The sequence below is a fragment of the Mucilaginibacter rivuli genome, assembly GCF_019391655.1.
Classification (GTDB): Bacteria; Bacteroidota; Bacteroidia; order Sphingobacteriales; family Sphingobacteriaceae; genus Mucilaginibacter; species Mucilaginibacter rivuli.
Map to the genome: position 1 here is coordinate 252983 of NZ_JAHXPQ010000002.1, position 13393 is coordinate 266375.

A 13393-nucleotide genomic window follows, 5' to 3' on the forward strand; every position below is an offset into this window, starting at 1 on the left:
TAACAATTTATTATAGCTTTATATTATAACGAAATGCTAAAAACGTTATAATTAATTATAATAGGTTATAATAAATTGTTATGGATACAGAAGTTGTTGTTGAGAGCGCGTCGCTGATCAGTCATTTAGAATGCCCTGAATGCGGCACCATTCATTCGGCTCACGAAATTAATACAGTTTGCGCCAACCCTGATTGCAAATCAGCATTATATGCTAAATATCATCTTCCAACGGGTTTAAGTAAAAGTATACTAAATGGCAGACCTGCTACCATGTGGCGTTATAAAGAGTTTTTGCCTGTAATAGATGAAACAAACATAGTTACACTTGGTGAAGGTTTTACGCCGATTATCCCGATAGGTAACTTCAAAAAACACGCATCGGGTAACGAAGTCTTTTGGAAAGACGAGTCGGGCAACCCGACAGGCTCATTCAAAGCGCGTGGTATAAGCGCTGCCGTATCCAAAGCAAAAGAGTTAGGATTAACCAAATTGGCTATTCCTACAGCCGGGAACGCAGGCGGAGCTTTAGCAGCTTACGCAGCACGAGCAGGTATGCATGCCATTGTTTATATGCCCCGCCAAACACCGCAAGTGTTTAAAGACGAATGCCGCTTATACGGAGCAGAATTGGTAGAGATAGATGGCAGCATCAGCGATTGCGGCAGGTTGGTTAACGAGCATGCTTTGCTGCATGGCTGGTTCCAGGTATCCACATTAAAAGAGCCTTATCGCCTTGAAGGTAAAAAAACTATGGGTTACGAAATTGCTGAACAGTTTGATTGGCAATTGCCCGATGTAATACTTTACCCAACCGGCGGCGGTACAGGCCTCATCGGTATTTGGAAAGCCTTTGATGAATTGGAGCAATTGGGTTGGATAGACAGCAAGCGGCCTAAAATGGTTGCTGTGCAATCTGAGAGTTGCGACGGTATTGTTCAGGCTTTCCTTGCGGGAGAAAGTACTTCAAACTTTGTTGATGGTGGTTTCACCATTGCTAATGGATTACGTGTACCTAAACCTTATGCAGATAAGTTAATACTCCGTGTGCTCCGCGAAAGCGAAGGAACTGCCTTAAACATTAGCGATGCCGAAATGAATGCCGGCGTAAATGAGGTAGCCCGAAACGAAGGTATGCTGATAGCACCCGAAGGCGCGGCTTTATGGCAAGCCTTTAAAAAGCTAAAGGCAGGCAACTGGATAAAGCCCGGCGAAAGGGTATTGCTCATCAACACCGGCAATGGTTATAAGTACCTCGAAAACATTGAGATAGAAGGGTAACGATGCCGCTGGTTCCGAAAAGCTGATTATTATTGCTAATTTCGGGCTTGCAGGATATGGATACCCAATTACAACTCAGAACCGTTAACGTTACCCGTTATGTTACGCCTTTGCGTGAAGGGGGCTCTATGCCCGCTATTGCGGAGGCTGATGATGACTTTCTGTACGTGCTCAAGTTTCGCGGGGCGGGGCAGGGGCCAAAAGCGCTTATCGCCGAAATAATAGGTGGCGAAATAGCCCGCAAATTAGGCTTTAAAGTGCCCGAAATTGTATTTGCCAACCTGGATGAAGCCTTTGGCCGCACCGAGCCTGATGAAGAGATACAGGACTTACTGAAAGCGAGTGTTGGCCTTAACCTGGCCTTGCATTATTTATCCGGCGCCATCACATTTGATCCTATTACGACCAAAGTTGAGCCATTGCCGGCATCGCAAATAGTTTGGTTGGATTGCCTGCTTATCAACATGGACCGCACCTGCCGCAATACCAATATGTTGTTATGGCATAAGGAGTTATGGTTGATAGACCATGGCGCATCGATGTATTTTCACCACTCATGGCAAAATTGGGAGGAGCAGGCTTTGCGCCCGTTCGCTTTGGTTAAAGACCATGTGCTATTACCTTATGCAAGCGAGCTGGAAAGTGTGGATACCGATTTTAAAGCAAAACTAAGCGATGAGTTTATTAGTTCGGTTGTTGACCTGATACCTGATAGCTGGCTGGTAAAAGATTCGCCATTCGCTACAGCGGAAGAACATCGCGCCGCTTATTTAAAATACTTAACATCGCGCTTAGCGAATACCGAAGTTTTTGTAAAAGAAGCCCAAAATGCAAGAGAAAACCTTATTTGAGTACGCCGTGATCCGCGTTGTACCAAGGGTAGAGCGCGAGGAGTTTCTGAATGTGGGCGTGGTGTTATACTGTGCCAAACAAAAGTTTTTACAGGCGGTTTTTGCGTTGGATGAGCAACGATTGAAGGCCTTGTCTATCGATTTGGATATTGCCGAAGTCAAAGAACATTTATGCGCTTTTGAGCAGATATGTATTGGCAGTGCACAAGGCGGGCCGATAGGTAAACTGGATATAGCCTCGCGTTTTCGCTGGCTAACTGCTACCCGCAGTACTGTGGTACAATGCTCAAAAGTTCACCCTGGTTTTTGTAAGGATGCCGCCGAAACGCTGTCAAAGTTGCATAGCCAATTAGTACTATAATTACCCGATATGCCCCAACCCGAAAAAGAAACACCCGCTCAAAAAGATAACCTGCACCCACGCAACTTGCACCGGGGTAACTACGAGTTTGGAAAATTGGTGAAGGCCGATCCTGCGTTGCGTAAGTTTGTGGGCCTGAATAAATTTCAAATTGAAACCATCGACTTTACCAATGCCGATGCTGTAAAGGAGTTGAACAGAGCCTTGCTGAAGGTACATTACAATATTAACCATTGGGATATCCCCGAGGGCTTTTTATGCCCGCCTATACCAGGCCGTGCAGATTATATCCATTACCTGGCCGATCTGTTAGCTGAAAGCAACGGAGGGGCTTTCCCACCAGGCAAACAGGTGAATATATTGGATGTCGGCATCGGTGCCAATGCTATCTACCCCATATTAGGTGTCCGCAGCTACGGCTGGAACTTTGTTGGTTCGGATATTGATCCGGTGGCTATTGAATCGGCAAATAAGATCATCTCATCTAACAAAAACCTTGCGGATAAAGTTGAGGCCCGTTTACAATCAAAATCAGGTATTATATTTACCGGTATCATCAAATCCACCGAGTTTTTTGATGCTACCATATGCAACCCGCCTTTCCACGCATCGCTAAAAGAAGCGCAGGCCGGTACGCTCACTAAATGGCGTAACCTCGGTAAAGAGCAAAAGAAAGAACTGTTAAACTTTGGCGGACAAAAAGCTGAACTATGGACAACAGGCGGCGAAACGGCATTTATCAACCGCATGATAGAGCAAAGCGCTCAAATACCTGATAGCTGTTTTTGGTTCACAACACTGGTATCTAAAAAAGACTCCCTCGAAGCTATTTACCGCACATTGCACTGGTTTAAGGCTGCCGATGTAAAAACCATCAACATGTCGCAAGGGCAAAAGGTAAGCCGTGTAGTGGCATGGACTTTTTTAGACGAAGCTAAGCAGCAGGAGTGGAGGGCCAAACGCTGGGCGCCGGTTAAAGACTAACCCTGGTTTTCAGCCTGGTAAATGATGATCTCTTTGCCGATCAGGTTTATTTCAGCATCGGTTTCAAAAGTTGGTAGTTCAGTTTCGCTGTCGAGCTTTATCCATTGCTGCTCGGTATCTTTCTGTATCTTAAGGTATTCTACACCATCCTTAAAAATAGTGTACATGTCATCTTCTTCGGGGAAAACTGAATAGGTTACGGCACCTAATTCAATATCAAATGGTTCTATCATCATTGTTTATCCGTGTTTCTTCTTTTTATTCATCTTAGCTTTGGTACCCGCGCTAAGGTTATAAGTTTTGGCATTACTCGCCTTCTTTTCGTGAAAGGCTGCGCCGCGTTCGGGCTCATCGCTTTTTGATGCCGGCTTTTTCTTGTCTGTATCCTTTACCTCTTTACTGATGATAAGGTTATGCGGCAGATCAACCACGGTCATTTTTTTACCGGTAGCCTGTTCAATTCGTTTTACATCGGCCAGTTCAATATCAGTACTAAAAGTAAGTACCTCCAATTGCTGTTCCTCTCGTTTTACAACGCGTTGGATGAAGGTTTCCTTCTCCACCGGTAATTCAAAATGGATGATGGTATTGATGCGGAAAAGATCGGTATCTGCATTCAATTCATTCGCTACGATCAGTATCGAGTAAGTATCCTGCTCGCAAAAGTCCGACATGTGCTCAAAACCCGTCGATTCAAAAAAGATGGGCTTTAATAGAGCCGCGTGTTTTTTTACTGACTGGTAAAGGCTGTTGTATAACTTTTCGGCAGTTAAGCGGGTGTTTACATATACCACCGTTTTATTGCCGTCCTGCTGCTCGCCCAAAAGCAAATTCAACAGGTTGATCTTGGTTTTGAAGTTGTTTACATTAAACAGCGTTTGCTCGTATACCTCGGCCTCAGCTTCAACTAATTCCTCTACCTCAATTATAGCCGGAGCATTCATAAACGGGTCTATCATCAACTCCAGCTTACTATGCATTACTTCGGTAAAGATCAGGTGCTGGCATTTTTGTATGCTGTTAGCCAGCTCAACAACCGGTAACTGCAAACCTTGTTTCACTATTGCCTGGGCATCATCCACCACAAACATGATAATCTTGTTGAGGTTCAAACCAAGTTTAAGGTATATGGCACGTGCCCTGTCGGGTGTAGCAACCACAATATCGGCACCATCCGCCAAAGCGTTCATTTGTGTTTCAATTCCGGGAGTAGCATATAAGGTTACAATACGGATACTGTCATTTTTGTTCAGGCGGTTAAAGTGCTCCTCAACCTCTAAAACGCGCTCCTTGTCGGGAACTAAGATCAACGCTCTCGGCGCTTCTTCCACACCATATTTTAAGCGGGTTAATACCCCGATAACGTACGCCGTTGTTTTTCCGCAGCCTTCGGGTCCAACAGCAATAATATCCTGACCGCCTATAATACGGGTCATTGTTTTTGCCTGTATCTCCTTTGGCGTTAAATACCCCGCCTCGGTCACCGACCGCACCATTTGCTTATTCAGCTTTAATTTCTCTAACCACATTGCTGCAAAGGTAACGCTTTGCCACGAGTAGTTGGCAATATGGCTTCAACCATTTCGTAGCGATGGGTTTCAAACCCATCGCTACATGCTAATTGCGCCTTCAAAAACCTTACCTTTGCAGCGATCATGATAAAAGAAGCCCTCGCAAAACTCAATATCGCCGAACTGAACGAAATGCAGCATGCTGCCCTTAATGCCGATAAGGCGAAGGATATGGTACTGCTATCGCCAACAGGATCCGGTAAAACGCTGGGCTTTTTGCTCCCTGTTTTAAAAACGCTTGATCCGGCTGTAGCCGATGTGCAGGTACTCATCATGGTGCCATCCCGCGAGCTGGCTTTGCAGATAGAGCAGGTGTTTAAAGCCATGGGCACAGGTTTCAAAATAAACTGTTGCTATGGCGGGCATGATACCAAGGTGGAGCGAAATAACCTTTCGCAGCCGCCTGCAATCCTTGTCGGCACGCCGGGCCGTATCGCTTACCACATCAAACGCTCCAACTTTAAAACTGATGCCATTAAAATTTTGGTGCTTGATGAGTTTGACAAGGCTTTGGAGTTTGGCTTTGAGGATGATATGTCGTTCATCATCCGCGACCTGGTTGGCCTTAAACGCCGTATCCTCACCTCGGCTACCAAAATGGATAACATCCCTGCTTTTGCAGGAGTGAAGGAACCCATACAACTCAATTTCCTGAGGCGCGATACCAGTGCGTCGGCATTGCAACTCAAAGCCATCATCAGCGAGCCTGATGAAAAGCTGGAAACACTGTTTTCGCTCATCTGCGCCATTGGCAGCAAGGTTACCCTGGTATTCTGCAACCACCGTGACGCCGTAGACCGCATCAGCGAACTGCTTTGGGATATGCGTGTGATACACGACGTATTTCACGGTGGAATGGAGCAGGAGGACAGGGAAAAGGCCCTTATCAAATTCCGTAACGGGAGTAGCAGATTATTGATCACCACTGATCTTGCTTCGCGTGGATTGGATATCCCCGAGATTGAATACATCATCCATTACCAGGTGCCGCATAACAAGGAGGCTTTTATCCACCGCAACGGGCGTACCGCGCGTATGCATGCCAAAGGCACCGCTTACCTGTTGCTTACACCCGATGAAAACCCCGACTTCTTAGATGCCAAATACGAAATAGAACCCCTTCCCACTAAAAATAAACTGCCTGAGCCAACACCCTGGGCAACTTTGTATATTGCCGCAGGCAAAAAAGACAAGGTGAACAAGGTAGATATTGTTGGGCTGCTGTTGCAAAAAGGCAAACTAAACAAGGATGAATTGGGATTGATAGAAGTGCTCGACTATTCGTCGTACGTGGCGGTTAAGCGCAGCCTGATTACCAAAACCATTGATGTGCTGAAGAACGAGAAAATAAAGAACAAGAAAGTAAAGATCGAAATAGCGAGCTAAAAGAATACCGATATGAGCAATAACGATATAATGAAAAAACTGCGCGTGGCACTGCAACTGCGCGATGATGATATTATCGAGATATTAAAACTCGTTAACTTTAATACCACCAAAGCAGAGTTAGGCGCTATATTCCGCGCAGACGACCATCCCAATTTTAAGCCTTGCGGCGACCAGATACTCCGTAACTTTTTAAACGGACTGGTTATACACCTGCGTGGTGCCAAACCTGAGCCGGCTAAAAAAGTTTAAGCCAGTGCTTTTGCAATGATTGCCTTGCTTGCATCACTGTAATTAAGCGTTAAAGCTGCCTTGTGGCCGGCCTCGCTCATCTTTTTCCATGTCTTTTGCAGGATGTGGATGAGCTTTTCTTCGCTGTGCTTTTGGTGGAAATCTTCGAACTGAAATTCAAGGAACACAAGGCATAGAGCGTTCTCCATGGTTTGTACTTCAGCATTCAGCTTTATCTTTTGTTTCAGGATGATGCGTTTTACATCGCCAACAAACTCTTCATCATAACCGGCCTCTAACATTAGCTCTCCTGCTTTTTCTGCATGGTATTTTCCCAAATCACTGCGCCAGGTTAAGTAACCGGGTTTGTTCATCGGGTAATCGCTGCGCGGTATTTCCCAACGGCCAATATGCTGGCTGCGCGATGCCAGTAACAGCTTTTCACTCGGCTTATTTTCAAGCCTGATCACCCAGTTATATAACTGCAGGGCATAAAAATATTCGGCAGGGTAGGTTTGCCCGTTCGATATCACAAAATTGGGGTCCTGTTGGTTATACCTGTCAAACAGGTCGAATGCGATTTGTAACTTATCCATTGTTCAAATTAAGCAATTTTATGCTTTAGTTTCACACCTTAACAGTAACCATTATACATTTGTTTATTCAAATAGAAGTTATGTCAACACAACCCGAAGTATGGCAACGCGGCCCCATAGCAGGCGTTTCGCCGCTGTTGCAACCTGTTGCCCATGCGCTGCTGCAAGCCCGCGAAGAGGTAAGTGCCTTGATGCAAGGCTTTCCCGATACCTTACTTTGGGAAAAACCGGCAGGTATGGCATCGCCCGCTTTTCATCTCGAACATATGACCGGCGTACTTGATCGCCTGTATACTTATGCCAGAGGAGAGGCGCTTAATGCCGATCAGCTTCACTATTTGGCTAACGAAGGGAAAGCTTATCTGGATAATGATATTAGGCAAAAAATGGTACAGGCATTTGGTGAGCAGGTTGATCGCGCTCTTGAGCAATTGAGTAAAACGGATGAAGCAACGTTAACCCATTTTCGTGGTTTGGGCAGGGCGCAAATTCCAACAACGGTAATTGGTTTGCTATTTCACTCTGCCGAGCATATTATGCGACATACCGGGCAATTGCTGGTGACGGTTAAAGTACTGTACGAAAAGTAATAAGATATATAAAACTGCTGTACGCCATAAACGCACAGCAGTTGCATTATAACCTACACAAGGGCAGGCGCCATAATATTCTCCCGCATTTGTTTAGCAGCAGCAACCATTTCTGTTAAGGCAATTTTGGTTTCATCCCACCCCCGTGTTTTTAAGCCACAATCGGGGTTTACCCAAAGTTGGTGGTATGGGATAACCGTTTTTGCCTTGTTAAGTAAGGTTATCATTTCATCTTTATCAGGTATGCGTGGCGAGTGGATGTCGTAAACGCCGGGCCCTATTTCATTTGGGTATTTAAAATCGGCAAAAACATCCAAGAGTTCCATTTGTGAGCGCGATGTTTCTATCGTGATCACATCTGCATCCATGTCTGCTATGTTTTTAATGATATCGTTAAACTCCGAGTAGCACATGTGTGTATGTATCTGCGTATCATCCTGGACGCCGCTTTGCGAAATCCGGAACGCCCTGATAGCCCATTCCAGATAGTATTCCCAGTCTTGTTTACGCAAGGGCAAACCTTCGCGTATGGCCGGCTCATCTATTTGTATGATCTTGATCCCGGCGCTTTCCAGATCGCAAACCTCATCGCGAATAGCCAGTGCTATTTGTGTACATGTTTCAGAGCGTGGCTGGTCATTTCGCACAAACGACCATTGTAAAATAGTAACAGGGCCGGTTAACATGCCCTTCATTCTCTTTGTTGTTAAAGACTGTGCATAAGCCGACCATTGAACCGTCATTGCCTCGGGCCTTGATACATCGCCATAAATAATGGGTGGCTTAACACAGCGGCTGCCATAACTTTGCACCCATCCGTTTTGCGAAAACGTAAAGCCGTCCAGCTGTTCGCCAAAATACTCAACCATGTCGTTCCGCTCAAACTCGCCGTGAACCAACACATCAATATCAATATCTTCCTGCCATTTTACAGCTTTAGCAGTTTCTTCTTTTACCAGGTCGATGTACTGCTGCTCGGTTATTGTACCTTTTTTGTACTGTGAGCGCCAGCTCCGAACCTCGGTAGTTTGCGGAAACGAGCCAATAGTTGTTGTTGGGAAAAATGGGAAGCTAAATAGCTTATGCTGTTTATCCCTACGGATGACAAAATTGCTTTCCCGCTTACTATGCTCCGGCATTAAACTACTTACGCGTTGTTTAACTACCTCATTATGTATCAGTGTAGATATCTTCCTGTTGGTATGGGCATACTTGTTTTCGGCCAGTTGGTATTGATAGTTAACTCCCGGATCATCTGATGAAAGGTTTTTAAGCATCATTACCTCATGTATCTTTTGTTTGGCAAAAGCCATCCATTGTTTAAGTTCAGGCGTTAAAACCTCTTCGTTCTTTTCGTTACGCAGATCGCAGGGCGAATGTATTAATGAACACGATGGCGCTATCCAGATATGATTTGATCCAAGTTTTTCTTTCGCCTTTTTGATAATAGCGAGCGATTGCTCGAAATCATTTTTCCAGATGTTTCGCCCATCAATAACTCCCAATGATAATATGACGTTTTTTGGCAATTGGGCTATCACTTCGTCTAATTGTTGCGGTGCCCTTACCAAATCAATATGCAATGCATTTACAGGTAATGATGCAGCCAAAGCTGTATTAGCACCCAACTGCTCAAAGTAAGTGGCCAATACTATTTTTAATTTTGGAAACGCTTTTCTGATCTGTTGGTATACATCGCGTAATGCGTTTTGTTCCTTTTCGGTGAGGTCAAGCACCAAAAAAGGCTCATCAAATTGTATCCATTCAGCATTCAGGTCCTGCAGTTTTTTCAGGATATCGAAATAAACGGGCAACAGGTTGCTGATTAGGTCTATCCTGTCAAAGCCATCTTCTTTTTCTTTGCCTAACAGCAGATATGATACCGGACCTATTAATACCGGTTTGGTAATAATGCCTGCTTGCTTAGCCTCGTAAAACTCATCAATAATTTTGGTTGAGAAGAGTTTAAACCGCTGGTCTTTATAAAACTCGGGTACAATGTAATGGTAATTGGTATCAAACCATTTGGTCATTTCCATTGCTACTACATCCAAGCCGTCTTTTTGATAGCCGCGGGCCATTGCAAAATAAAGATCAAGTTCGGTGCCGCCTTCTTTCAGCATAACGGGGTTGTACCGTTTAGGAATTGCACCAAACATTAGGGAGTGATCCAATACCTGGTCGTAAAACGAAAAATCGTTCGAGGGGATAAGGTCTATGCCCGCCTCTTTTTGTATCTGCCAGTTTTCCAGGCGGATGTTTTTACCTACCGAGAGCACATTTTTGTACCCTGTTTTACCTGCCCAATAGTTTTCGCAGATCTTTTTTAGTTCGCGCTGGCTACCAATTCGCGGATAGCCCAAATTTTGCGTTAGCATTACTTTTAATGATTAAATGAATAAATCGGTTAAAAGCTCTTTTAGCTAAACTTCGCAATGTGTTACAATAAAAAGTATGGATAGGGGAGTGCTGATATATTAAAAAAATATACGCTTTTAACTCAATACCGCATAAACAGATTTGAGTTAACAGATCAAGCCAGACCATTGCTTTATACCGCGAAAGCATTGTCAATTCGGTGTGGGCAGGTCTCCTGACTTGTAATATTTTTGCCTCCTTCCCATTTGTTAAATAACAAACAGTGGATTTAATTGGCAAAAACCTTTTGTATTACTTACAGTTGCGCGACAGCTCGTGATTTGCACACGATTCCCTATTAATTTACCTGAGTAAAACCTATACCGGTTGATGAAGAATAAAGTAAAGAACTTACTGGCAGCAAATATATATAATTGGGGCCAGTAAATCTGAACTGTTTAATCTTGGCTATTGTTTTTCCTTTTTATGTTCTGATGTAGTATGGAACTCCACCTCGGGAAAATCACGTTTAGCCAGGTTGATCATAAAATCGTTGTCGGCTAAAAATACCGGGTTGCCTTCTTTATCAGTAGCTATATTGTGCGAGCGGCGCTGCATAATTTCGCCCAGTTTCTTTTTATCTGTAGATGTGATCCAGCTTGAGCGCTTAAAGGTCAGCATCCTGAAGGCGGCCTTTGCACCATACTCATGTTCCAAACGGAAACTGATTACTTCAAACTGGAGTTCGCCCACGGTGCCAATAATTTTGCGGTTACCCGGCTGTTGAACAAATAACTGGGCCACGCCCTCTTCTGTAAGCTGTTGTATGCCCTTCTCCAGTTGTTTTGATTTGAGCGGGTCACGGTTCTCTACTTCCTTAAATATCTCGGGAGAGAAGCTTGGGATGCCCTTAAACTGAAGTTTCTCACCCTCGGTAAGCGTATCGCCAATTTTAAAGTTGCCGCTATCATATAATCCAACAACATCGCCAGGCCAGGCTTCTTCAACAAGGCTTTTTTCGTTGGCCATAAAGTCCATCGGGTTGCTGAATTTCAGCTTTTTCTCCAAACGGGTATGGTAGTAAAACTTGTTACGCTCAAACTTACCGCTGCTTATCCGCAAAAAAGCTATGCGGTCGCGGTGGTTAGGGTCAAGGTTGGCATGTATCTTAAAAACAAATCCCGTAAAAGGTTTTTCGGTAGCCAATACTTCGCGGGTTTCAGCTTCGCGGCTTTTAGGGCTTGGCGCGATGTTGATGAAGGTATCTAACATTTCGCGGATACCAAAGTTGTTGATAGCACTGCCAAAAAATACCGGGGCCAGCAAACCTTCAAGGTACATGTCTTTATCCAACTCGCCGTAAATGCCGCCTACCAGCTCTAAGTCATCTTTTAAGGTAGATAACTCTTTTGGCTTTAAATGGCGCGTAAGCTTTTCGTCGTCAAGGTCGCTCACCTCTATCAGCGATTCGGTGATGCGGGTCTTATCAGGGTCGAACAGGTTGAGTTGCTTTTCGTAAATATTATAAACCCCTTTAAAAGTATAACCCTGACCAATAGGCCACGATAGGGGGCATAGGCTAATGTTTAGTTCTTTCTCTATCTCATCCAACAGGTCAAAGGTATCTTTACCCTCACGGTCCATTTTATTGATGAAGATAATTACAGGCGTATTACGCATCCGGCAAACGGCCATCAGCTTTTGGGTTTGCTCTTCCACACCTTTTACACTATCCACCACCAAAATAACGCTATCCACAGCGCTCAGGGTACGGTAGGTATCTTCGGCAAAATCCTTGTGGCCGGGGGTATCCAGAATGTTGATGCGTTTATCTTTATACTCAAAACCCATTACCGATGTAGCAACCGATATACCACGTTGCTTCTCGATCTCCATAAAATCGGAAGTATTGCTTTGGTTGGCCTTGTTACGTTTTACGGCCCCCGCGGTATTTATAGCGCCACCAAAAAGTAGAAACTTTTCGGTAAGCGTAGTTTTACCGGCATCGGGGTGACTAATAATGGCAAATGTTTTTCTTCTTTCTATTTCGGGATAAACCATAAACGCGTTTGCGGAGCAATATGCAGCCTGTTTTTAATGAGGGTGCAAAGATAATAATTTATAAGCTTGATTTCACGGATTAGGATGGTATTGGATAGATTGCTGTTAATGAAAAAATATTTACATTTAACGTCAGTAATGAAAAAACTGATTTTACTATTAATATTAAGCTGTTTTTGCAACAAGCTATTTGCCCAGGAATATTTGCACCAAGACAGACGATTTTTTACGACGATTGACAGTCGTAATTACGATATTAAGCAAAAAAGCATTATTGTATCTAATCATATAAAAAGTGTTATCGAAATAAGGATCCAGTTCCTTGATAAAAAAGTCAAGGATACGCTCTATAAAACCGATTTTAATAAAGCAGGATATTTGATAGGTTACTCACGGTACTATGAAAATAAACCTTATTTGAATTATGTTTACTTATATAATTCGAAAGGCTACATTATTTCTGATACAACACAAGATAGAGCTAACCGATATTATTATGATAAGTTTAACAATAACGTTAGGCACACCTTCTATGACCATTCTCCATCAGTTGTAAATACGAGTTTTACTGAAATATTAAATAAATTCAACACAAAGGGTGATATCGTTAATTCCAAATCCTATTACACGCTTTATGACTACGATAAAATAACACCTATCGAACATGTATTGATGGAAGATTGTGATAATATTTATGATTCTAAAAGAAGATTGATAAAATTACGATCTATGAATTATACGCCTACCACCACTTATACCCAAAAAGAGGATTGGAATTATGCACTTAAGGGGGATACCTTAATTGGGCACCATAAAAGCTATATTGATATTTCAAAAATGAAAGGAACGGAAATTACGGATGAAGATGTGTTTTATGATAGATGGGGAAACAGGGTAAAGAAATTTTTTAAAGAGCCAAAAGGGGAAATGGGAATGGAGAAACTTACCTTTAATCATTTGGGACAGTTGATTGAGATTATTTTAGAGTCTCACTATACTGGAAAGCTAAGAATAGAAACTACAAAATATGTTTATGATGACGTGGGAAAGGTGACTGACAGCTTGTTTTATAGAGATGGGGAATTGTTTTCGCGGTCAATTTATTATTACGAGAAGTACTAATT

The 13393-nt window shown here is 43.4% G+C and carries 14 protein-coding genes and 1 riboswitch; of the genes, 8 read left to right on the forward strand and 6 right to left on the reverse strand.

Annotated features, from left to right (window positions below; all coding sequences use genetic code 11):
* Positions 1 to 80: 80 nt before the first annotated feature.
* From KXQ82_RS04940 to rlmF, 4 genes are read left to right on the forward strand one after another with little or no spacing between them, the layout of a single operon-like run.
* Complete coding sequence (locus KXQ82_RS04940) at positions 81 to 1280, forward strand: threonine synthase (protein WP_219487048.1); 1200 nt, start codon at positions 81 to 83, stop codon at positions 1278 to 1280.
* 56 nt (positions 1281 to 1336) lie between these two features.
* Positions 1337 to 2131, forward strand: coding sequence for a HipA family kinase (locus tag KXQ82_RS04945; RefSeq protein ID WP_219487049.1), 795 nt, complete (start codon positions 1337 to 1339; stop codon positions 2129 to 2131).
* Positions 2109 to 2492, forward strand: a complete 384-nt coding sequence (locus KXQ82_RS04950) for a DUF3037 domain-containing protein (RefSeq protein ID WP_219487050.1) — start codon at positions 2109 to 2111, stop codon at positions 2490 to 2492. Before KXQ82_RS04945 ends, KXQ82_RS04950 begins: the two co-directional genes overlap by 23 nt.
* Before the next feature lie 9 nt (positions 2493 to 2501).
* Positions 2502 to 3476 carry a 23S rRNA (adenine(1618)-N(6))-methyltransferase RlmF gene (gene rlmF, locus KXQ82_RS04955; protein WP_219487051.1) on the forward strand — a complete coding sequence of 325 codons (975 nt, stop codon included), beginning with the start codon at positions 2502 to 2504 and terminating at the stop codon, positions 3474 to 3476.
* Here the strand turns inward: rlmF and KXQ82_RS04960 are convergent.
* The 3 genes from KXQ82_RS04960 to KXQ82_RS04970 are packed head-to-tail and all read right to left on the reverse strand — an operon-like array spanning position 3473 to position 5133.
* Positions 3473 to 3712: a hypothetical protein gene (locus KXQ82_RS04960; RefSeq protein ID WP_369412426.1), complete on the reverse strand. Its 240-nt coding sequence runs from the start codon at positions 3710 to 3712 to the stop codon at positions 3473 to 3475. The two genes, rlmF and KXQ82_RS04960, sit on opposite strands and share 4 nt — an antisense overlap.
* Before the next feature lie 3 nt (positions 3713 to 3715).
* On the reverse strand, positions 3716 to 5005 hold the full coding sequence (locus tag KXQ82_RS04965) for a DEAD/DEAH box helicase (RefSeq protein ID WP_219487052.1): 1290 nt from the start codon (positions 5003 to 5005) through the stop codon (positions 3716 to 3718).
* The gene (locus tag KXQ82_RS04970) at positions 4996 to 5133 is read right to left on the reverse strand and encodes a hypothetical protein (RefSeq protein ID WP_219487053.1); all 138 of its coding nucleotides are present in this window, start codon (positions 5131 to 5133) and stop codon (positions 4996 to 4998) included. Before KXQ82_RS04970 ends, KXQ82_RS04965 begins: the two co-directional genes overlap by 10 nt.
* Between KXQ82_RS04970 and KXQ82_RS04975 the strand changes: the two genes are divergently transcribed.
* Together KXQ82_RS04975 and KXQ82_RS04980 are read left to right on the forward strand one after the other, a co-directional pair.
* Positions 5132 to 6433: a DEAD/DEAH box helicase gene (locus KXQ82_RS04975; RefSeq protein ID WP_219487054.1), complete on the forward strand. Its 1302-nt coding sequence runs from the start codon at positions 5132 to 5134 to the stop codon at positions 6431 to 6433. The two genes, KXQ82_RS04970 and KXQ82_RS04975, sit on opposite strands and share 2 nt — an antisense overlap.
* Positions 6434 to 6445: 12 nt before the next feature.
* Positions 6446 to 6685, forward strand: a complete 240-nt coding sequence (locus KXQ82_RS04980) for a DUF1456 family protein (protein WP_219487055.1) — start codon at positions 6446 to 6448, stop codon at positions 6683 to 6685.
* On the opposite strand, the gene KXQ82_RS04985 is transcribed toward KXQ82_RS04980, so the two are convergent.
* Complete coding sequence (locus KXQ82_RS04985) at positions 6682 to 7260, reverse strand: DUF4202 domain-containing protein (protein WP_219487056.1); 579 nt, start codon at positions 7258 to 7260, stop codon at positions 6682 to 6684. The genes KXQ82_RS04980 and KXQ82_RS04985 overlap by 4 nt on opposite strands.
* A gap of 80 nt (positions 7261 to 7340) precedes the next feature.
* Between KXQ82_RS04985 and KXQ82_RS04990 the strand changes: the two genes are divergently transcribed.
* Positions 7341 to 7850 (forward strand): DinB family protein, encoded by a 510-nt coding sequence (locus KXQ82_RS04990; protein WP_219487057.1) that lies wholly within the window; start codon positions 7341 to 7343, stop codon positions 7848 to 7850.
* 53 nt (positions 7851 to 7903) lie between these two features.
* Here the strand turns inward: KXQ82_RS04990 and metE are convergent, their stop codons facing one another.
* Positions 7904 to 10228: a 5-methyltetrahydropteroyltriglutamate--homocysteine S-methyltransferase gene (gene metE, locus KXQ82_RS04995; protein WP_219487058.1), complete on the reverse strand. Its 2325-nt coding sequence runs from the start codon at positions 10226 to 10228 to the stop codon at positions 7904 to 7906.
* Positions 10229 to 10416: 188 nt separating this feature from the next.
* Positions 10417 to 10605: riboswitch (cobalamin riboswitch) on the reverse strand.
* A 71-nt stretch (positions 10606 to 10676) separates the two neighbouring features.
* Entirely contained in the window at positions 10677 to 12269 is a 1593-nt protein-coding gene (locus tag KXQ82_RS05000) for a peptide chain release factor 3 (RefSeq protein ID WP_219487059.1), read from the reverse strand.
* Between the two features lie 138 nt (positions 12270 to 12407).
* Between KXQ82_RS05000 and KXQ82_RS05005 the strand changes: the two genes are divergently transcribed.
* A complete protein-coding gene (locus tag KXQ82_RS05005; protein WP_219487060.1) occupies positions 12408 to 13391 on the forward strand; it encodes a hypothetical protein in 984 nt (327 codons plus the stop codon).
* Positions 13392 to 13393 lie beyond the last annotated feature (2 nt).

What these genes read in the sequence shown, in the direction of transcription:
- KXQ82_RS04940 (WP_219487048.1), top strand. Translation starts at nt 81, where the DNA reads ATGGATACAGAAGTTGTTGTTGAGAGCGCGTCGCTGATCAGTCATTTA.
- KXQ82_RS04945 (WP_219487049.1), top strand. Translation starts at nt 1,337, where the DNA reads ATGGATACCCAATTACAACTCAGAACCGTTAACGTTACCCGTTATGTT.
- KXQ82_RS04950 (WP_219487050.1), top strand. Translation starts at nt 2,109, where the DNA reads ATGCAAGAGAAAACCTTATTTGAGTACGCCGTGATCCGCGTTGTACCA.
- rlmF (WP_219487051.1), top strand. Translation starts at nt 2,502, where the DNA reads ATGCCCCAACCCGAAAAAGAAACACCCGCTCAAAAAGATAACCTGCAC.
- KXQ82_RS04960 (WP_369412426.1), bottom strand. Translation starts at nt 3,712, where the DNA reads ATGATGATAGAACCATTTGATATTGAATTAGGTGCCGTAACCTATTCA.
- KXQ82_RS04965 (WP_219487052.1), bottom strand. Translation starts at nt 5,005, where the DNA reads ATGTGGTTAGAGAAATTAAAGCTGAATAAGCAAATGGTGCGGTCGGTG.
- KXQ82_RS04975 (WP_219487054.1), top strand. Translation starts at nt 5,132, where the DNA reads ATGATAAAAGAAGCCCTCGCAAAACTCAATATCGCCGAACTGAACGAA.
- KXQ82_RS04970 (WP_219487053.1), bottom strand. Translation starts at nt 5,133, where the DNA reads ATGATCGCTGCAAAGGTAAGGTTTTTGAAGGCGCAATTAGCATGTAGC.
- KXQ82_RS04980 (WP_219487055.1), top strand. Translation starts at nt 6,446, where the DNA reads ATGAGCAATAACGATATAATGAAAAAACTGCGCGTGGCACTGCAACTG.
- KXQ82_RS04985 (WP_219487056.1), bottom strand. Translation starts at nt 7,260, where the DNA reads ATGGATAAGTTACAAATCGCATTCGACCTGTTTGACAGGTATAACCAA.
- KXQ82_RS04990 (WP_219487057.1), top strand. Translation starts at nt 7,341, where the DNA reads ATGTCAACACAACCCGAAGTATGGCAACGCGGCCCCATAGCAGGCGTT.
- metE (WP_219487058.1), bottom strand. Translation starts at nt 10,228, where the DNA reads ATGCTAACGCAAAATTTGGGCTATCCGCGAATTGGTAGCCAGCGCGAA.
- KXQ82_RS05000 (WP_219487059.1), bottom strand. Translation starts at nt 12,269, where the DNA reads ATGGTTTATCCCGAAATAGAAAGAAGAAAAACATTTGCCATTATTAGT.
- KXQ82_RS05005 (WP_219487060.1), top strand. Translation starts at nt 12,408, where the DNA reads ATGAAAAAACTGATTTTACTATTAATATTAAGCTGTTTTTGCAACAAG.